Consider the following 18,898-nt stretch of genomic DNA (forward strand, 5'->3'; position numbering starts at 1 on the left):
GGTTGTTCCTCCATTAGTACCGCTGTGCTGTGTGTCACTCATGCCTTTCAGGCACAAACGCGGTAACCATAAGTTTATGCGATATTAAAAAGTAGCTATCCAGGAGTGCGCCGAATTTACCGAAGCTGCTAATCTTTTTCATTCTTTGTAAACACTTGCATCAATGTAAACAACTGAAAAGGATGGTGGCGGCATGAGGATACAAGGCAGTGTGCGTCGGTTTGGCTGGGCGTTGTTGTTGAGTTTTACCGTGGTTCAGGGAGGGCAGGCGGCAGCGCAGAGCGCACCACCGGTTTCTTACGGTGTGGATAGCGACACATTTCATCCGGTGAAGGCGAAACACGGCATGGTGGCATCGGTGGATGCGACGGCCACGGAAGTGGGGGTGCAGATTCTCAGGCAGGGCGGTAATGCCGTCGATGCCGCTGTGGCGGTCGGTTTTGCGCTGGCGGTCACCCATCCGCAGGCCGGTAACCTCGGCGGCGGCGGGTTTATGCTGCTGCGTACCGCTTCCGGCCATACCACCGCCATCGATTTTCGTGAAATGGCCCCGGCACGCGCTTCGCGTAATATGTTCCTCGATAAGCAGGGCAATGCCGACAGTAAGTTATCACTCACTTCCCATCTGGCCTCCGGCACGCCGGGCACCGTCGCCGGTTTTGCACTGGCTGCGCAGAAATATGGCACGTTACCGTTAAGCACCTTGCTGGCTCCGGCGATCAAGCTGGCGCGTAACGGTATCATCGTCAATGATGCGCTGGCAGATGATCTGGCCACCTACGGCAAAGAGAACCTGATCCACCATGACAATAGCCGCGCCATTTTCTACAAAGCGGACGGCCAGCCTTACCAGCAAGGCGATCGTCTGGTGCAGAAAAACCTCGCGCACAGCCTGCAACTGATTGCCCAGCAGGGGCCGGATGCTTTTTATAAAGGCAAAATCGCGGACGAAATCGCCGCAGAGATGGCGCAACACGGCGGCCTGATTGGCAAGGCCGATCTCGCGGCTTACCGGGCTGTCGAGCGTAAACCGGTGAGCGGTAGCTACCGTGGCTATGAAGTGTTTTCAATGCCGCCACCGTCCTCCGGTGGCATCCATATTATTGAGATCCTCAATATCCTGGAAAATTTCGATCTGGCAAAAATGGGTTTCGGCAGCGCGGATGCGATGCAGGTGATGGCTGAGGCGGAAAAATATGCCTATGCCGACCGCTCGGAATATCTCGGCGACCCGGATTTCGTCAAGGTGCCGCAGCAGGCACTGACCAGCAAAGCTTATGCGAAATCGCTGGCACAGCAGATCGACATCAACAAAGCGCGTCCATCAAGCGAAATCAAACCGGGCAAGCTGGAGCCGTATGAAAGCAACCAAACCACTCACTTCTCGGTGGTGGATAAAGACGGCAACGCGGTGGCGGTGACTTATACCCTGAATACCTATTTTGGCAGCGGTATCGTCGCGGGCCAGAGCGGCATTCTGATGAACAACGAAATGGATGATTTCTCCGCGAAGCCGGGTACGCCGAACGTATATGGCTTAGTCGGTGGTGACGCTAACGCGGTACAGCCTGCCAAGCGCCCGCTTTCCTCGATGTCGCCGACTATCGTGGCGAAAGATGGCAAAACCTGGCTGGTCACCGGCAGTCCGGGAGGCAGCCGTATTATCACTACTGTGCTGCAAATGGTGGTTAACAGCATCGATTTTGGTATGAACGTCGCGGAGGCGACCAATGCACCGCGCTTCCATCATCAGTGGCTGCCGGATCAGCTGCGTGTGGAGAAGGGGTTTAGCCCGGATACTTTGCGTTTGCTGGAGAGCAAGGGGCAGCATGTGAAGGTCATGCCGGCGATGGGTAGCACCCAGAGTATTATGATTGGGCCGGATGGCATGCGTTATGGGGCGTCAGATCCGCGCTCAGTGGATGATTTAAGTGCCGGGTATTGAACCCCGTTCAGAGGTGATTTCGTTCGCTTCCGAGGGGGTTTCGTTCGCTACAGGCACTGACAGTTTCAGTTCGCCGGTGCGGCGACCGAGCAAAGGGGACCTGGCCGTCCCCTTTGCATTCCCCGGCCTTGCGCCGCCTTCCTCGCCGCTTCGCGGTCCCTTCGCTTACTCACGCTTCCGACGGACCGGCGTCGATTCGCTCCTGCTCAACGCCGCCTTTCGCCGCATCCTTGCGGCTCATCCTGGAATCGTTCCCGCGCTCAGCGAGTCCGGATGGCGCTCACCCCCCCGCTGCACCACCGATGACTTTCTGGTTTTTTCCTTTGTTGTTTGTTGTTTGTTGTTTGTTGTTTGTTGTTTGTTGTTTGTTTTTGTTTTTGTTTTTTCTGCGGGTTTTCAGGCGGGGGGGTGGGCGGCATTCGCAGCGCCGAGTGCAGAGGGAGGGCCAGGACGAGGCGCATGGATGCGGCGAGAGCGCGGCATGAGCCACGGAGGGCGAATCCGCGCGGTCCGTCAGGCCTGAGTGATAAGCGAGGGAACAGCGCGTAGCGCTGCGCGAGGACGCCGCATGGCGCGGATTGCAAAGGTCCGCGCCCTCGGACCTTTGCCCGTCCGCCTGCACGGCGGCCCTGAAACTGCCTAAAGCCTGGCGGGCGGAACCCCTGCGGAGCTAAACCGCTGCTGGCGGGCGGAATCTTCTCAGAGCACAACCGCTGCTAGCGGGCGGGCGGAACCCCTGCGGAGCCAACCCGCTGCCAGCGGACATTACCCCTTTAAGCGCGCCATATAATCGGTATCCACCAGCTCGCCGTTACGCATTGCGTGGCGGCGCGCGGTGCCTTCCCGCTCAAAACCGAACTTTTTATACAAACCAATAGCGGCAGCATTGTCGGCAAACACCGTCAGCTCAATGCGCGTCACCTGCAACCAGTTGTCGCAAAGATCCACCATCGCCGCCATCAGTGCAGATCCCACGCCACGGCGATGAAACGCCGGATCGACGCCCATCCCCAGGGTGGCGGTATGGCGACGGCGTGCCTGTTCCAGCACGCTGAGCGTCAGTTGTCCCACGATCTGCCCATCAATGCAGGCCACCAGCCGTTGCTCACCCGGACGCATCGTTTGCAGTCGTTCCTGCCACAGTGCTGGCGATTGCAGCGGCAGATGCAGGGTATTCGCCTGGGTTTCTGCGTGGCTATACAGCTGGAACAACGCGGTGGCATCAGCGGGTGTGGTGTGGCGGACAACGATGGGACTCATGGTGCGGCTCCTTATACAAAATGGAAAAATCCCCTTTAACATCAAGGATTTTATGTGTGGCGTCAATGTGAAATAATTCGCGAAAGAGCTTTACAGACGAGAATGATAATGATTATTATTGCGATGCGGTCCCGGGAAGTCCTCCTGACAAACCGGGAAAGCACGACATTGCTCACATTGCTTCCAGTATTACTTAGCCAGCTCGGGTGCTGGCTTTTTTTTGCCTTTTTTCCGTCATTTGGCCTCGATCCCGCTTCCGGCGCCCCGTTTACAAACGTATGACAATTTAATGATAGACTCAGCGTATCTCTGACCTCAGGCGCTTACGATGAAGAAGAAAAGACCGGTACTACAGGACGTTGCCGATCGCATCGGCATCACAAAAATGACTGTCAGCCGCTACCTGCGCAATCCTGAACAGGTCTCCGTTGCGCTGCGCGACAAAATCGCCATCGCGCTGGATGAACTGGGTTATATCCCGAACCGCGCGCCCGACATGCTCTCCAATGCCACCAGCCGCGCCATCGGCGTCTTGCTGCCGTCACTCACCAACCAGGTTTTTGCTGACGTGCTGCGCGGCATCGAAACCGTCACCGATGAGGCGGGTTATCAGACGCTGGTGGCGCACTTCGGCTACAACGCGCAGAAAGAAGAGCTGCAACTGCGTTCGTTACTGGGCTGGAACATCGATGGGGTGATCCTGACAGAGCGCAGCCACACGCCGGGCACGCTGCGGATGCTGGAAGTGGCGGGCATTCCGGTAATCGAAATGATGGACTCCGTTTCACCGTGCCTCGATATGGCTGTCGGCTTTAATAACGTCGAAGCTGCGCGCCAGATGACCCATGCTATTCTGAAAAAAGGCCATCGGCACACCGTTTATCTCGGTGCACGCCTTGATGAACGTACTCTGCAGAAACAGCAGGGCTATGAGCAGGCGATGCGTGAAGCGGGTTTAACGCCGCACAGCGTGATGATGGAAGATGCTTCATCGTTCAGCGCCGGATCCTTGCTGCTGCGTGAGGCACAAAAGCGCTATCCGCAAACGGACAGCCTGTTCTGTACCAACGATGACCTTGCCGTCGGCGCGATGTTTGAGTGTCAGCGTCAGGGATTGCGTGTGCCTGACCAGATGGCGATCGCCGGTTTCCACGGTCACGATATCACCCAGGTGGTAAATCCGCGTCTGGCGACGGTGCTGACCCCGCGTGAGCGTATGGGACGGGAGTCAGCGGCGATGCTGCTGGCGCGCATTGGTGGCGATCGATCCGTCACCGCACCGCTGGATGTCGGCTTTGAAATTGCCGAAGGCGGCAGCATCTGATTCTGGCGATTTTTTGAGTCAGTTCACACTTTCGTGCTTTTCCCGGTAAAAGGGTTGCCAGCCTGTGACCGGGTGCCGACAATGATGATCGAATTTGTTATCGGTAACATTGGCAGAAATCACTGCCGGAGCGCAAAAAAATGACAACGCCATCCCCGTCGCACCATGTTTTTATCCTGATGGGTGTGTCCGGCAGCGGAAAGTCTGCCGTCGCCAATCAGGTTTCACACCAACTTAACACCGCCTTTCTCGACGGTGACTTTCTGCATCCACGCAGCAACATCATGAAAATGGCAGAAGGTCATCCGCTGGATGACAACGATCGTCGCCCGTGGTTACAGGCGCTGAACGATGCCGCTTTTGCCATGCAGCGTACCCAGGCCGTCTCCATCATTGTTTGTTCGGCGCTGAAAAAGTCCTATCGCGACATTCTGCGTCAGGGCAACCACAACCTGAAATTTGTCTATCTGAAGGGCGATTTTGAAACCATCGAATCCCGCCTGAAAGCCCGCAAAGGCCACTTCTTCAAACCACAGATGCTGGTAACGCAGTTTGCCACGCTGGAAGAACCCGGCGCGAACGAACCCGATGTACTGGTGGTTGATATTAATCATTCACTGGATGAGGTAGTTGCGGCCACGGTTGCGACCATCAAGGGAGCAATCAACAAGGGTTAGTCATGAGTACCGCAACGCTGGTGTTAACCGCAGCAGGCTCTGTCCTGCTGCTGCTGTTTTTGGTGATGAAAGCGCGTATGCACGCCTTTGTCGCCCTGATGTTAGTGTCTATTGGTGCCGGTTTGTTCTCCGGTATGCCGCTCGACAAGATTGCCGATACCATGCAGAAAGGCATGGGCGGTACGCTCGGTTTCCTCGCGATTGTGGTGGCGCTGGGCGCGATGTTCGGCAAAATCCTGCATGAAACCGGCGCGGTCGATCAGATTGCCATCCGCATGCTGAAAACTTTTGGTGAAAGCCGCGCGCATTACGCGATGGGCATTGCCGGGTTGATCTGCGCGTTGCCGCTGTTCTTCGAAGTGGCGGTGGTGTTGCTGATCAGCATTGCCTTTGCTGTGGCGCGTCGTACTGGCGACAACCTGGTGAAGCTGGTGATCCCCTTGTTTGCCGGGGTGGCGGCGTCTGCCGCGTTCCTGCTGCCGGGGCCAGCGCCAATGCTGCTGGCATCACAGATGCACGCTGATTTTGGCTGGATGATTTTGCTGGGCCTGTGCGCCGCTATCCCTGGCATGCTGATCGCCGGTCCGCTGTTTGGCAATCTGATCGCTAAGCATGTGACCTTTAGCTCGCCGCCGGAGGATCATCAGCCAGATGTGGAAGAGGGCAAGCTGCCATCGTTTGGCTTCAGTTTGTCGCTGATCCTGTTCCCGCTGCTGCTGGTGGGGCTGAAAACCATTGGCGCACGTTTCACCACGCCGGGCACCAGTCTGTACCAGTGGCTGGAGTTTATCGGCCACCCGTTTACCGCGATTCTGCTGGCCTGTCTGGTGGCGATCTATGGTCTGGCGTATCGCCAGGGCATGGATAAAGAGAAGGTGATGCAGGTGTGCGGCAGCGCGCTGCAACCGGCAGGGATCATTCTGCTGGTGATCGGTGCCGGTGGCGTGTTCAAGCAGGTGCTGGTGGATTCCGGGGTTGGCCCGGTGCTGGGGCATGCGCTGATTGGCGCGGGCCTGCCGATTGCGCTGGCCTGCTTTATCCTCTCCGGTGCGGTACGTGTGATTCAGGGATCGGCAACGGTTGCCTGTCTGACCACCGTCGGCCTGGTGATGCCGGTGATCGAACCGCTGCATTACAGCGGCGCGCAGCTGGCAGCACTGTCGATTTGTATCGGCGGCGGCTCCATCATTATCAGCCACGTTAATGACGCTGGCTTCTGGCTGTTTGGCCGTTTCACCGGAGCTTCCGAAGGCGAGACGCTGAAGACCTGGACAATGATGGAAACCATCCTCGGCACCACTGGCGCGATTGTCGGCATGATTGCGTTTACCTTATTGTCATAACAACCCTGCGCAATAAATTGCGCCGCGACAAACTGCAGAGGTCTGTAGCGGCGCGATTTATCGCGCTGGCTTATTCATCATCCCGATCGTCATCCGGCTGCTCCAGCACCGTATAAGCCACGGCACAGAACAGCGAGTTCAGACGTTTCATATCCCCCAGTAACCCAAGATGCAGCGAACTGGTTTCGATACTTTGCACATTTTGCTGGTGCAGACGTTCGACATGGGCATGGGAAAAACGACGAATCAGGATCCGGAAGCGGTGTTTGGCACGGCGCAGACGTTTGGCACTGGCGATATCGTGTGACAAAAACACTGACAGGCTAAGCCGCAGATTATTCAGAATCTGCTCCTGTAACGTCTCCAGTTCCTCCAACCCCTCGGGTGAGAAGGCCCGACGCGCCGCCAGCGCTTTATCGGCAACGTCAGCGCTCATGCGTTCAATGATATCTCCCGCCTGTTCCAGGTTCAGCGCCATCTCAATGATCTCAGCCCAGCGGTGTGAATCCTCTTCCGGCAAATCCTCTTTCGGCATGCGCGCCAGGTAGAGTTTGATGGCGGTGTACAGCACATCGACGTCATCGTCCAGCCTGCGCACCGCACGCTCCTCGCGCAGATCGCCATGCACCACTTTGCTGAAGGTCTCCACCATCTGCTCAACCACATCACCGATACGCAGCGTTTCACGCGCCGCATTAACCAGCGCCAGCGCCGGGGTGTCGAGGGCGCTGCTGTCGAGGTGTTTTGGTTTCAGGCGGGCATCGACTTCCGTGTCATCGCCGATCATCCGGTGGCACAGACGCGCCATCGGTTCAGCGAATGGCACCATCACCAGACAACGAATCAGGTTGTAGAACACATGGAAGAAGATCACCAGTTCTTCATCATGCACCGGCAGCTTGTCCAGCAAATCGGCAATTGGATTGACGAACGGCAGGATGGCGACGCAGCCAATCAGTTTGAACAGTAGGCTGCCGAGCGCCACGCGTTTACCCGCTGCATTGGAGCCGCTGGCGTTAATCATCGCCAGCAGGCCGCTGCCGAGGTTGGCACCAATCACCAGACACAGCGCTACCTTGAAGGAGATCACTCCGGTGGCAGTGAGGGTCGCGGTAATCAGCACGGCGGCAAGGCTGGAGTAACTAATAATGGCGAACACCGCACCAATCAGGGCATCCAGCATCACATCGCCTGTCAGGGTGGCGAACAGCACATGGACGCCCGCCGCCTGGGTGATCGGGCGGGCGGCTGCCACGATCAACTGCAACGCCAGCAGAATCAGACCGAGACCAATGCTGGCCCGTCCCAGCTGGCCGATGCGCATCTGCTTGCGGCTGAGGAACGCGATCACACCAAACAGAATAAACAGCGGCGAGAGCCAGGAGAGATCGAAGGTCAGGATACGCGCCATGATCGCCGTACCGACGTCCGCACCGAGTACCACCACCAGGGCGGGTGTCAGGCTGACGAGGTTCTGGGCGACAAACGACGTAACCAGCAGGGTGGTGGCATTGCTGCTCTGAACCAGCGCAGTGACGCCAATACCGGCGAGAAATGCCATCGGTTTTTTTTCAACGCTGCGACTGAGTACGCGGCGTAAGTCGGCACCGTAGACCCGCATGATCCCGGTTCGGACGATGTGGGTGCCCCAGACCAGCAGGGCCACGGCAGATAAAAGGTTTAACAGGGTTAACACGTAAGCAGGCTCCTTAACCGTCAGGCTTTAACAGCAGGCTGCGAGCCTGACGGATAGCGCAACCTGTACAAGGTAATGCCGCGCTGCGTTGCCAATTTTTCCTGTAATTTAAGCGACCTGGCGCAACGTCGACATCTCTAACTGTAGCCCAATCTGCATCCCGGTGGGGTGTAAATCAGCGACGCTACGGTTCAAAACATCAACTGAAAGCTCGACATTGTGCGCCAGCACACGATAACGGATCACGTTGCCCAGCAGGCTATGGCTGAGAATAGTGGCCGGAATACCCGCTTCCGGGGCGCAGATCAGGATCGATTCCGGACGAATCGCCACCTGGCCGCTGAAGGTGTGCCCGGTCAGTTGGGTTGCCTGCTCGGCGCTCAGCAGGTTGTAGTTGCCGATAAAACCGGCAGCAAACAGGTCGGCGGGTTGGGTATATAAGGCTTCGGCGTTGCCGTTCTGCACAATTTTACCGCGATTCATCAGCACGATACGGTCGGAGAGCGTCAGCGCTTCTTCCTGATCGTGAGTCACGAAGATAGTGGTGAGCTTCAGTTCCTGCTGAATATTACGGATCTGTTCGCGCAGATGGCGGCGAATACGCGCATCCAGCGCCGACAGCGGTTCATCCAGCAGCAGCAAGCGCGGACGCGTCACCAGCGAACGAGCCAGCGCCACACGCTGACACTGGCCGCCGGACAGCTGATGCGGGTAGCGGCGAGCGAAATCGGTCAGTTCAACCAGCGCCAGCGCTTCCATCACCCGTTGCTGGATTTCGCTTGCTGCCAGTTTCTGCATCTTCAGACCAAAAGCGACGTTCTTTTCTACCGTCATATTCGGGAACAGCGCATAGCTCTGAAACACCATACCGATGGTACGCTTCTGCGGTGGCAGCGGCACGATATCCTGGCCCTGCAACAAAATCTGGCCGCTATCGACCGAGGTCAACCCGGCGATACAGCGCAGCAGCGTGGATTTGCCGCAGCCGCTCGGGCCGAGCAGGGTGACAAATTCGCCTTCATCGGCGCTGAAATCGATATTTTCGAAAATGGTGGTTGGGCCGTAGCTTTTATTCAGCTGTGTGACGTTCAGATAACTCATGGTCAGCCTCGTTCAGGATTGAGGGCGTTCGCCAGCCAGGTGACCAGCAGGACGACAACAAAATAGGAGATCACCAGTGCGCTGGTGAAATGGCCGCTGCCATTGCGCATGTTGTAGAGATAAACCTGTAAGGTTTCATAGCGGGTGCCGACCAGCAGGTTAGCGAAGACAAACTCACCTATCAGGAAAGAGAAGGAGAGCAGCACGGCGATAAACACCCCTTTGCGCAGGTTGGGCAGCACCACAAACAGCGCGGCCTGCCAGGTGCTGGCACCGAGCAGGTGTGCGGCATCAATCAACTCCCGCAGGTTGATGGCCTGCATATTGTTGGAGATGGCGCGATAGATAAATGGCAGCGCGATAGTGAAGTAACACCCCACCAGAATCCACGGCGTACCGGTCAGCATCAGCGGCGATGACGAATAGAGCTGCAATAAACCCACTGACGAGACCACCGGCGGTACGGCAAACGGCATCAGGATCAACACGTTCATTACCGCGTCCAGCTTCGGAAAATAGTAAGCGATCACAAACATCGCAGGCAGCACCAGCACTAACGAGAACAGCAGCGCACCAAAGCAAATCAGCAGCGAGTGGCCGAGCGCGGTCAGGAAGCGGCTGTCGCTCCACAATTCAAAGAACCACTTCAGCGTGTAGCCCTGCGGCAGAATGGTATCGCTCCATTCTGAGGAGAGCGCATACAGTAAGGTCGCGATCAGCGGCGTGGCCAGGATAATCAGCAGCAGCCAGACAATCAGGCGATGATAGAGTTTTTCTACGCGAGACATGGGCCGCTCCTCAGGACGGTTTTGCGTTGAGATAACTGCGGCGCACCAGATATTGCTGCACCACGGTAATCAGCGCCATCAGCAGCACCAGCAGCATCGCCAGCGCGCCGCCGGTGTTAGGATCAAGCGAGATATCGCCCGATACCAGCGCGGCAATACGCACCGGCACCACGTTAAAGTTACCGGTGGTGAGCGCATAAATGGTGGCGTAAGCACCAAGGGCGTTCGCCAGCAGAATCACAAAAGTGCCGAGCAGGGCCGGGAACAGAATCGGCAGGCCGATATGCCACCAGTAGCGCCAGCGGCTGGCCCCCAGCAGTGCCGCAGACTCCTGCCAGTCCTGACGCAGACCATCAAAGGCCGGGTAAAGCAACAGAATGCCGAGCGGGATCTGGAACCAGGTGTAGACAATCACCATGCCGTCGCGCGAGAACAGTTTGAAGCTCTCCAGCAAATTGTAATGACGCAGCAGCAACGTCAGGCAGCCGTTCAGGCCCAGCAAAATGACAAAGGCAAACGCCAGCGGGACGCCGGCGAAGTTACTGGTCATGTTGGTAAACGACATCAAAAAGCGCTGAAAACGTCCGCTGCCCAGCTGATGCAGCGAATAACCTGCAACCAGCGCGATCAGCAGGCCGTAAATGCTCGACCAAATGGAGATATCCAGCGACAGACGAAATGCCTGTAAATAGAAGGGTGAGGTCAGGATATCGGTGTAATTATCCAGCCCCCAGGCTTCATTCATATCGCTCCAGAAGCTGTTGATGGCGATCCACAGCAAGGGCGCGAGCTGGAATGCCACCCAGAACAGGGCAAAGGGCAGCAACAGCAGGAGCGCGAGGCCTTTACCTTTCATGAACGCGGCTCCGCCAGCAGGCCGCGGCAGACCGGTTTATCATGCTCAACCCCCAGCAGGGTGCAGACGATACCGCACAGCTCCGTCTGTTGTGGTTCCAGATCAGGCTGCTTTGAGAAGCCCTCACCAAACACAAACAGTGGAACACGGGTTTCTTCCGGCAAAATGCCGCCGTGCGAACGGTCGTCGTTCATGCCGTGATCGGCGGTGACAATCACCTGATAACCGGCGGCCAGCCAGCCCGGCATCCAGTGCGACAAATAGCCATCGGCCATACGTGCGCGGTTGCGGTACTGCGGCGATGACAGGCTATGTTTGTGCCCGGCATCGTCGATGTTCATCGGGTGGATCAACAAAAAGTCAGGGTCGTGACGCAGACGCAGGCTTTCCGCGTCTTCAAACAAATGGGAATCCGGGTAGCCGTCGTCCCAGTAAAAGTGCCCGTATTGAATGGGCAGATCAGGCGCGACCGTGTGCCGGTCGCGCGCTGCGTTGAAGGGGGTTTGGTTATAGAGTTCACTCACCCAGTGGTAGGCGGCAGCGGCGGTGGTTAAACCGGCGGCGCGCGCGTAATGGAAGATGCTGCGCTCTTTACTCAACCGGCTGACGCCGTTATGAATAATACCACTGCGCACCGGCGTGATGCCGGTGAGAATGCATTCATACAGCGGGCGCGACAGTGACGGCAGTTCGCAGGTCAGCGTGTAATATTGACCGTTGCCCTGCGCGCATTCGGCAAACAGGTAGCCCATCGCATGTTGTGCGACCTGATTGCTCAACCCATCCAGTACCACCAGGATCGTTTTCATCCCCTTCTCCTTACTGCTGCATATTGATGATTACGTTCTCCTGCCACAGACGCGGCAGTGCTTTTGACGTTTTGTCCCAGGCAGCCTGGTCTTTGATCGGGCGGGCATTTTTATATTCAGACTGCGGCAGCAGTTTGGCCTGCACGTCTGCTGGCAGCGTCAGGTATTGCGCGCGAATCGGGCGTGCATAACCTTTCGCCAGGTTGGTCTGGCCAGCATCAGAGAAGATATATTCACGCGCCAGTTTGGCGGCGTTCGGGTGTTTGGCGTATTTGTTGATGATGGTGGTGTAACCCGAGGTCACGGAGCCATCAGACGGGATCACCACTTCATAGCGGTTTTTGTCGATCTGGTCACGATAGTTCAGGCCATTAAAGTCCCACACCACAGCAACCTGGATTTCGCCTTTTTCGATGTTGGCAATCACCGGATCGGTCACGCCCAGGCGACCCTGTTTGGCGAGATCAGCAAAGAAACCCAGTGCCGGTTTCAGGTTCTTTTCGTCACCGCCCAGCGCATAGTTAGCCGCCAGTACGCCGTTGGCAGCCTGAGCAGCCACGCCGACATCACCGATAGTGACCACATACTTACCTTTCTTCAGATCGGCCCAGCTGTGCGGCACATCTTTCACCTGCTGTTTGTCGACCAGGAAAGCGATGGTGCCGGTATAAGCCAGCATCCAGTTACCTTCTTTATCTTTCGCCCAATCCGGGACCTGATCCCAGTGCGTTGGCTTATAAGGCTGAGCCAGACCTTTCGCGACCGCAACAGGACCGAAAGCGGCACCCACGTCACCGATATCGGCGCTGGCGTTCTCTTTCTCTGCGGCAAACTTCGCCAGTTCCTGCGCCGAAGACATATCGGTATCGCTGTGCTTCAGGCCATATTTGCTGCTGATGTCATTCCATGTGTCTTTCCAGTTGGCCCAGCTATCTGGCATACCGACGCTGTTGATTTGACCTTCGCTGCGCGCGGCTTTTTCCAGCGCGGCAAGATCGTTGTCGGCAGCTTGCGCGGCGGGCAGCGCAAGCAGTACGGCACTGGCTACTACAGAGGCGATTAACGCTTTCATCTCAGTTGCTCCCGGTGTAAGTTGAGGGACATCTTGGTCTAGTCCAGCAAGAACCGAGCCAATGTAGCCTTTGCATATGAAGGTTTTATGACTAAGGCGGTGAAATGTGGTGTGGCGAGCAAATCCACATGCCATGCTGGAGCGCAATGATGTCGGGCTTAGCTTGTCACTGGATTGTCATCGAACTGTCATAGTGCAGCTTCGCCCCAAAATGAGGCTTTATAGATGTCGTCGAAAACGGCGGACGTAATTGCAGCCGCGCTGCACAGTCGTATTGATGCAGGGGAGTTCGCCAGTGGGCGCTTACCGGCTGAACGCAGCCTGAGCGAACAATATTCCACCACGCGTATTACCCTGCGTGAAGCACTGGGATTGCTGGAGGCGCAGGGTATTATCTACCGCGAGCTGCGTCGTGGCTGGTTTCTGGCACCACCAAGGCTGGTTTATAACCCGCTGCATCACAGTCATTTCCACGCGATGGCGGCCCAGCAGGGGCGTATTGCCAGCACCGAAGTGATTGAGGCGCGTCAGGTACCAGTGCTGCAATCGGTCGCGCAACAGTTGCAGCTGGTGGAGGGGGATGATGTTTATCTGATTCGTCGTCTGCGGCGCATTGATGGCCGTGCGGTGTTGTATGTGGAGCACTACCTCAATCCACATTATTTTCCCGGCCTGCTCGAAGAAGATCTCACCCGTTCCCTGACGGATCTCTACAACCAGCGCTACGGCATTCGTTACGGCGGTGCGCGCTTTACTATTTTGCCAGGGCCATTGCCCGCGCGCGCAGCGCCTGCGCTGAACGTTGCCAGCGGGACACCGGGATTGCTGATCACCCGTATCAACCGTGACCAGCATAAACGGGTGATTGACTGTGACTGTGAATACTGGCGCTACGATGCACTCTGTGTGGATGTTGATGTCTGAGTATATTGTGAATTTGATCACACTATCGCATGATAGCGCCAGAGATAAGGCGTTCTATTAAGGCGAAGAAATGACTGAAAAATCAATGGCGGGACAACTGATTGCCCGAGGATTGCAATGGGTGCTGAACCTCGGGTTGGTGATCTTGGCAATCATTCTGGTGGTGTTTCTCGGTAAAGAAACCATCCATCTGGCAAATGTGTTGTTCAGCACTGGCGAGCAGGCATCGTCATTCCTGCTAATCGAAGGGATTGTTATCTATTTTCTCTATTTCGAGTTTATCGCGTTGATTGTGAAGTATTTTCAGTCGGGTTATCACTTCCCGCTGCGCTACTTTGTCTATATCGGTATTACCGCGATTATTCGTTTGATTATTGTCGACCATAAAAATCCTTTCGATACGCTGTGCTATTCGGCGGCGATTCTGATTCTGGTGATTACCTTGTGGCTGGCGAACAGCAACCGCCTGAAACGCGAGTAATCCACCTGCTATAGCGGCGCGATGTTTTATTTTGCCTTCGGGTGCCGAAAACCGCGCCGTTACCAATTCGTGCAAGCACGCAGCGGCGGTGGTGCGTTACACTGAGACACTTTTTTCTGTGGAGTGTTTTTATGTCTCAGGATGCGCTGGCGCAACTGCGCGCGCTGCACTGGCTACCCGCTTCTTCCCCTTTGCTTTCCGCCCCTTTGCTGGACTGGCTTATGGAAGAAGATTCAATGACCCGGCGCTTTGAGCAGCATTGCCAGCAGGTCACCGTTGAGATTGTGCGTGAAGCTTTTATCCCGGCCAGTGAGCTGGAGGATGAAGGCCAGCAGCTGCCAGAGGATGAGCGCTTCTGGCTGCGGGAAATTATCCTGTGTGGCGACGGTATCCCCTGGTTGGCGGGACGAACACTGGTGCCCGAAAGCACGCTAAATGGACCTGAGCAAATGCTACAGCAGCTCGGCACACGACCTCTTGGCCGTTATCTTTTTGCTTCCTCAACGCTGACACGCGATTTTATCGAGCCCGGCCAGGTTGATGAATTATGGGGACGGCGTTCTCGTCTGCGCTTATCGGGTAAGCCACTGTTGTTAACTGAACTGTTTTTACCTGCGTCGCCGCTGTATCGCGCGCTGGTTCAAGGATAAAGATTGTGCAAAAGACTCTGGGAATAAATAAATTACAGGCGTACAGCCGCCTGATGCGTATAGATAAACCCATAGGCACCTTGCTGTTGTTGTGGCCCACACTCTGGGCGCTGTGGTTATCGGGTATGGCGATCCCGCCGTTATCGGTACTGCTGGTGTTTGTGTTGGGTGTGATCGTGATGCGTGCTGCCGGTTGTGTGATCAATGATTACGCTGACCGTAAAGTCGATGGGCATGTGAAACGCACTGCCGCCCGCCCGCTGGCCAGTGGCCTGGTGTCGGAGAAAGAGGCGAAGCTGCTGTTTGTTGGCCTGGCGTTGCTGGCATTTGTGCTGGTACTGACCATGAATCGTATGACGATTCTGCTGTCGGTTGTCGGGCTGGCACTGGCCTGGGTCTATCCCTTTATGAAGCGCTATACCCATCTGCCGCAGGTGGTGCTGGGAGCGGCATTTGGCTGGGCGATTCCGATGGGCTGGGCGGCGGTTAGTGAGTCCTTACCACTGGTTTGCTGGTTGGTCTTCATTGCTAACCTGTGCTGGACCGTCGCATATGATACGCAATATGCCATGGTGGACAGGGATGATGACCTGAAGATTGGGGTGAAATCGACGGCGATTCTGTTTGGTCGTTACGACAAGCTGATCATCGGCCTGCTGCAACTGGCAACGCTGGGTTTGATGGTGGTGGTGGGATTACTGCTGAATCTGAATGGTGCATTTTACTGGTCGCTGCTGCTGGCTGCAGGCTTGTTTGTCCATCAGCAGAAACTGATTGCCCGGCGTGAGCGCGATGCCTGCTTCCAGGCGTTCCTCAACAATAACTACGTTGGTCTGGTGCTGTTTATTGGCATTTTGTTGAATACCTTACCGTTTATTGATTTGATGTAGCGGCGGTATATCAGACGAAAAAAAAAGCCGTCATCGGTAAACGATGACGGCTTTTTGATTTCTGGCTGGCGTTAATCGTGAGCGGTGGCGCTTTCAATGGTCAGGCGTACATCGCTGGTGACCAGCTCTGCCAGCATCTGCCACATAATTTGCGTGCGTTGCACATCGGCATCGCCGCTGTCGTTGATATAGCCCTCATCACGCAGGGTCATCACCAGTGTCGAGAATACCGCTTTATCAAAGAACTCTGGGGCGTTAATGCCATGGAGCACGGATAAACGCTGTGCCAGCGTACGGCTCTCTTTCTCCAGCGTGCCACGGTTGATACCGGGTTTGGCGCTGAGGATGGAGAAGGTAATGGCAAAGCGCTGTAAGGTTTCACGAATTCCGGCCGCCAGCAGTTGAAGGGTGCGGTAGCGTGCGGCACTCAGCTTCAACAGACCATCCTGTTGGCTAACCAGACCCTGGCGCGCCATTTCAGCACAAAGATTCTGTAGCAAGCCAGGTAACTCTTCGTTGCTCCAGCGCAGGAACAGTTCACTCTTCAGCATGGGATACACCAGGCTCACCTGACGCAGTAACTCCGCTTCATTGATTTCCCGGTGCTGCTGCACAATCGCGGCAATCAATGATGGCATAACCAGCATATGCTGGATGTTGTTGCGGTAGTAAGTCATCAGTACCGCCTGCTCACGCGGCAGAATGATGATGTCACCAATGTTGTCCTGCTCGGTCTCAAACTTGTTCATGCCCATAGCGTGATCGAACAGCGCTTCTGCATTGAGGTTTGGCACAGTGGCTTCTGACGAGTAAGGGACGTTGCGCAGCAACTGGGTATAGCATTCCAGCTGCTCAATCAGTTGCTCGCGGGTAAGCGAACGCTGACGAGAGGCCAGCAGTGCGGTAACGCACAGGTTCATCGCATTGGCGGCACCGGCTTCGTTAATCCGCACCATCAGACGGTTGGCGATGTCATTTACTGCGGGAGTCATCCATGCCTGACGTGGCGGCTCAATCGGATCGATGGACTCACGCCATTCTGGTACATGTTTGTTCAGGTAATTCACCAGCGGCAGCGGTTCGCCGAAGTTGACATAACCCTGGCCCAGATTGCGCAGCTTACGCAGGCCGCGCACCATCTGCATAAAGCCTTCTTTTTCTTTCACCGCCCCGCGCAGTTCTTTGGCGTAGGTCCCGACTTCCATCACATGCTCGTAACCAATGTAAATCGGCACGAAGGTAATTGGACGGCTGCTGCCACGCAACAGCGCCTGTAACGTCATCGACAGGGTGCCGGTTTTCGGTTCCAGCAGGCGGCCGGTACGTGAACGTCCGCCCTCGACAAAGTATTCAACCGAGTAGCCGCGATTAAACAATTCGCCAAGATATTCACGAAACACAGTGGAATAGAGCTTGTTGCCTTTAAAAGTACGGCGAATAAAGAATGCGCCCAGGCGACGGAAAATCGGACCGGCAGGCCAGAAGTTAAGATTGATACCGGCCGCGATATGCGGTGGTACCAGACCCTGGTGGTAAAGCACATAAGAGAGGAGCAGGTAATCCATATGGCTGCGATGGCAGGGAACATAGACAATCTCGTGACCATCCTGTGCCAGCTGACGCACACGCTCGCCGCCATTGACGTTGATACCCTGATAAAGTCGGCTCCACATCCAGCCCATCACGCGGTCAGTGACGCGGATAGCCTCATAGGAGAAGTCAGCCGCAATCTCTTCCATCATTTCAATGGCGTTTTGCTGCGCCTTCTCATGGGAAATCTTTTTGCTGCGCGCTTCATCTTCCACAGCCTTTTCAATGGCTTTTGATTGCAACAGCTTGTTGAACAGATCCTGGCGGGCAGGTAAGCGCGGGCCGATGGCGGCCAGACGCTGGCGAGCGAAGTGAATACGCGCCACGCGGGCCAGTTTTTGCGCAATTGACTTGTCCGTTCCGTGCTCGGTTGCCATTTGACGCAGCGACACCGTCGGCGAGAAGCGGACAAAACTGTCGCGGCCATGCCAGAGAATGGCAAAGAACTTCTGTACACCGTTAAGAATGCGCAGATGTGGTGTCTGCTCGCCCTGAACTTCACGCCCAGGTGCGCGTCCAAACATCACCGACACTGGCAGCATTTGCACATCCAGCTCGGGGTTGCTGCGATGCAGATCGAGATAGTCATGAAATAGCTTCACTGACTCCACATTCGGCACGAAATAAGGGAAAACGCGCGGACCGTCGTGGATAAACACATAGCGAGGCAGCAATGTGCCATCGATTTCCAGCGGTGTAAGCGGATCCGGCAGATCGTGTTTCACACATTGCGAACGCAGGGTGAGCAGATCGGCCTTGGAATCGTAAGGCAGCACATATAGGATTGGCCGCGTTGAATCTAACCCATGCTCAGACACGGGATCCGACGGAATAGCCTTACTCTTTACCAAAATGGAGAGTGGTAAATTCAATAATTTATAATAAAGTTTACGCCAACCTGACATAGACAACTTTAAGCCTCTTGTTAGCAAAGCGCGGCAAGCATACCAGAAAGTGCCGCGAAGATCTGTGGCCGTGCCATTCCCGGCTGCCCAGACATTGACGTCAAAACGAGTAAAGGGTTCAACGACATGGCAAATAACGTCACCGGTATTCTCAGGATAGTGAAAGCTGCCGGTTATTCCTGGCAGGGATTGCGCGCCGCCTGGCAACATGAAGCGGCATTTCGCCAGGAGGCCATCGCCGCGCTGGTGGCGATTGTGGTGGCATGCTGGCTGGATGTTGACGCTATCTCCCGCGTACTCATGATCGGTTCTGTGGTGCTGGTGGTCATTGTAGAGATAATGAATAGTGCCATTGAAGCCGTCGTCGACCGCATTGGTCAGGAGCGTCATCCGCTGGCCGGACGCGCGAAAGATATGGGGTCGGCTGCCGTACTGTTAGCTATCTTACTGGCTCTTTTCGTCTGGATCGCGCTGCTTTGGTCGCATTTGCGATAAGGATTCCGGATTCATCAACTCGCTGATTTTTCCCTCAGTTTTGGTTTCCATTTCGCCAATACCTGTATATACTCACAGCGACTGTATAAACA

Annotated in this window: 17 protein-coding genes; 9 read left to right on the forward strand and 8 right to left on the reverse strand. The window is 55.9% G+C overall.

Annotation, left to right across the window (positions count from 1 at the left end; genetic code table 11):
• Positions 1-193: 193 nt before the first annotated feature.
• Positions 194-1,945, forward strand: a complete 1,752-nt coding sequence (ggt, locus tag HA50_RS01165; RefSeq protein WP_084871812.1) for a gamma-glutamyltransferase — start codon at positions 194-196, stop codon at positions 1,943-1,945.
• A gap of 765 nt (positions 1,946-2,710) precedes the next feature.
• Here the strand turns inward: ggt and HA50_RS01170 are convergent.
• Positions 2,711-3,205, reverse strand: a complete 495-nt coding sequence (locus tag HA50_RS01170) for a GNAT family N-acetyltransferase (RefSeq protein WP_084871813.1) — start codon at positions 3,203-3,205, stop codon at positions 2,711-2,713.
• A 328-nt stretch (positions 3,206-3,533) separates the two neighbouring features.
• On the opposite strand from HA50_RS01170, the gene gntR reads away from it, so the two are divergent.
• The 3 genes from gntR (at position 3,534) to gntU (ending at position 6,549) form a co-directional block, all read left to right on the forward strand.
• Positions 3,534-4,529 carry a gluconate operon transcriptional repressor GntR gene (gene gntR, locus HA50_RS01175; RefSeq protein WP_084871814.1) on the forward strand — a complete coding sequence of 332 codons (996 nt, stop codon included), beginning with the start codon at positions 3,534-3,536 and terminating at the stop codon, positions 4,527-4,529.
• Between the two features lie 140 nt (positions 4,530-4,669).
• Positions 4,670-5,206 carry a gluconokinase gene (gene gntK, locus HA50_RS01180; RefSeq protein WP_084871815.1) on the forward strand — a complete coding sequence of 179 codons (537 nt, stop codon included), beginning with the start codon at positions 4,670-4,672 and terminating at the stop codon, positions 5,204-5,206.
• 2 nt (positions 5,207-5,208) lie between these two features.
• On the forward strand, positions 5,209-6,549 hold the full coding sequence (gene gntU / locus HA50_RS01185) for a gluconate transporter (protein ID WP_084871816.1): 1,341 nt from the start codon (positions 5,209-5,211) through the stop codon (positions 6,547-6,549).
• Positions 6,550-6,619: 70 nt separating this feature from the next.
• Here gntU and HA50_RS01190 read toward each other — a convergent pair whose 3' ends face one another.
• The 6 genes from HA50_RS01190 to HA50_RS01215 form a co-directional block, all read right to left on the reverse strand.
• Positions 6,620-8,245, reverse strand: coding sequence for a Na/Pi cotransporter family protein (locus HA50_RS01190; RefSeq protein WP_084871817.1), 1,626 nt, complete (start codon positions 8,243-8,245; stop codon positions 6,620-6,622).
• A 108-nt stretch (positions 8,246-8,353) separates the two neighbouring features.
• A complete protein-coding gene (locus HA50_RS01195; RefSeq protein WP_084871818.1) occupies positions 8,354-9,346 on the reverse strand; it encodes an ABC transporter ATP-binding protein in 993 nt (330 codons plus the stop codon).
• A 2-nt stretch (positions 9,347-9,348) separates the two neighbouring features.
• On the reverse strand, positions 9,349-10,134 hold the full coding sequence (locus HA50_RS01200) for an ABC transporter permease (RefSeq protein ID WP_084871819.1): 786 nt from the start codon (positions 10,132-10,134) through the stop codon (positions 9,349-9,351).
• Between the two features lie 10 nt (positions 10,135-10,144).
• Entirely contained in the window at positions 10,145-10,990 is an 846-nt protein-coding gene (locus tag HA50_RS01205; RefSeq protein ID WP_084871820.1) for an ABC transporter permease, read from the reverse strand.
• Positions 10,987-11,799: an alkaline phosphatase family protein gene (locus HA50_RS01210; protein WP_084871821.1), complete on the reverse strand. Its 813-nt coding sequence runs from the start codon at positions 11,797-11,799 to the stop codon at positions 10,987-10,989. Before HA50_RS01210 ends, HA50_RS01205 begins: the two co-directional genes overlap by 4 nt.
• A gap of 10 nt (positions 11,800-11,809) precedes the next feature.
• A complete protein-coding gene (locus tag HA50_RS01215; protein WP_084871822.1) occupies positions 11,810-12,871 on the reverse strand; it encodes an ABC transporter substrate-binding protein in 1,062 nt (353 codons plus the stop codon).
• Positions 12,872-13,096: 225 nt separating this feature from the next.
• Between HA50_RS01215 and HA50_RS01220 the strand changes: the two genes are divergently transcribed.
• The 4 genes from HA50_RS01220 to ubiA all read left to right on the forward strand — a co-directional run bounded on the left by HA50_RS01220 (position 13,097) and on the right by ubiA (position 15,816).
• Positions 13,097-13,795: a UTRA domain-containing protein gene (locus tag HA50_RS01220; protein ID WP_084871823.1), complete on the forward strand. Its 699-nt coding sequence runs from the start codon at positions 13,097-13,099 to the stop codon at positions 13,793-13,795.
• A 70-nt stretch (positions 13,796-13,865) separates the two neighbouring features.
• Positions 13,866-14,276 carry a phosphate-starvation-inducible protein PsiE gene (psiE, locus tag HA50_RS01225; RefSeq protein ID WP_084871824.1) on the forward strand — a complete coding sequence of 137 codons (411 nt, stop codon included), beginning with the start codon at positions 13,866-13,868 and terminating at the stop codon, positions 14,274-14,276.
• A 131-nt stretch (positions 14,277-14,407) separates the two neighbouring features.
• Positions 14,408-14,926, forward strand: coding sequence for a chorismate lyase (gene ubiC / locus HA50_RS01230; protein ID WP_084871825.1), 519 nt, complete (start codon positions 14,408-14,410; stop codon positions 14,924-14,926).
• Positions 14,927-14,931: 5 nt separating this feature from the next.
• Complete coding sequence (gene ubiA, locus HA50_RS01235; RefSeq protein ID WP_084871826.1) at positions 14,932-15,816, forward strand: 4-hydroxybenzoate octaprenyltransferase; 885 nt, start codon at positions 14,932-14,934, stop codon at positions 15,814-15,816.
• 71 nt (positions 15,817-15,887) lie between these two features.
• On the opposite strand, the gene plsB is transcribed toward ubiA, so the two are convergent.
• On the reverse strand, positions 15,888-18,311 hold the full coding sequence (gene plsB / locus HA50_RS01240) for a glycerol-3-phosphate 1-O-acyltransferase PlsB (RefSeq protein ID WP_084871827.1): 2,424 nt from the start codon (positions 18,309-18,311) through the stop codon (positions 15,888-15,890).
• A gap of 126 nt (positions 18,312-18,437) precedes the next feature.
• Here plsB and HA50_RS01245 point away from each other — a divergent pair, with 126 nt between their 5' ends.
• Entirely contained in the window at positions 18,438-18,806 is a 369-nt protein-coding gene (locus HA50_RS01245; protein ID WP_084871828.1) for a diacylglycerol kinase, read from the forward strand.
• Positions 18,807-18,898: the final 92 nt, after the last annotated feature.

It is taken from the genome of Pantoea cypripedii, from assembly GCF_002095535.1.
Taxonomy (GTDB): domain Bacteria; phylum Pseudomonadota; class Gammaproteobacteria; order Enterobacterales; family Enterobacteriaceae; genus Pantoea; species Pantoea cypripedii.

Excerpts from the sequence above, each read along its gene's own strand:
- HA50_RS01220 (WP_084871823.1), top strand. The coding sequence starts at position 13,097 with ATGTCGTCGAAAACGGCGGACGTAATTGCAGCCGCGCTGCACAGTCGT.
- ubiC (WP_084871825.1), top strand. The coding sequence starts at position 14,408 with ATGTCTCAGGATGCGCTGGCGCAACTGCGCGCGCTGCACTGGCTACCC.
- HA50_RS01195 (WP_084871818.1), bottom strand. The coding sequence starts at position 9,346 with ATGAGTTATCTGAACGTCACACAGCTGAATAAAAGCTACGGCCCAACC.
- HA50_RS01210 (WP_084871821.1), bottom strand. The coding sequence starts at position 11,799 with ATGAAAACGATCCTGGTGGTACTGGATGGGTTGAGCAATCAGGTCGCA.
- ggt (WP_084871812.1), top strand. The coding sequence starts at position 194 with ATGAGGATACAAGGCAGTGTGCGTCGGTTTGGCTGGGCGTTGTTGTTG.
- HA50_RS01200 (WP_084871819.1), bottom strand. The coding sequence starts at position 10,134 with ATGTCTCGCGTAGAAAAACTCTATCATCGCCTGATTGTCTGGCTGCTG.
- HA50_RS01215 (WP_084871822.1), bottom strand. The coding sequence starts at position 12,871 with ATGAAAGCGTTAATCGCCTCTGTAGTAGCCAGTGCCGTACTGCTTGCG.
- plsB (WP_084871827.1), bottom strand. The coding sequence starts at position 18,311 with ATGTCAGGTTGGCGTAAACTTTATTATAAATTATTGAATTTACCACTC.
- psiE (WP_084871824.1), top strand. The coding sequence starts at position 13,866 with ATGACTGAAAAATCAATGGCGGGACAACTGATTGCCCGAGGATTGCAA.
- gntR (WP_084871814.1), top strand. The coding sequence starts at position 3,534 with ATGAAGAAGAAAAGACCGGTACTACAGGACGTTGCCGATCGCATCGGC.
- HA50_RS01170 (WP_084871813.1), bottom strand. The coding sequence starts at position 3,205 with ATGAGTCCCATCGTTGTCCGCCACACCACACCCGCTGATGCCACCGCG.
- gntU (WP_084871816.1), top strand. The coding sequence starts at position 5,209 with ATGAGTACCGCAACGCTGGTGTTAACCGCAGCAGGCTCTGTCCTGCTG.
- HA50_RS01205 (WP_084871820.1), bottom strand. The coding sequence starts at position 10,990 with ATGAAAGGTAAAGGCCTCGCGCTCCTGCTGTTGCTGCCCTTTGCCCTG.
- gntK (WP_084871815.1), top strand. The coding sequence starts at position 4,670 with ATGACAACGCCATCCCCGTCGCACCATGTTTTTATCCTGATGGGTGTG.
- HA50_RS01245 (WP_084871828.1), top strand. The coding sequence starts at position 18,438 with ATGGCAAATAACGTCACCGGTATTCTCAGGATAGTGAAAGCTGCCGGT.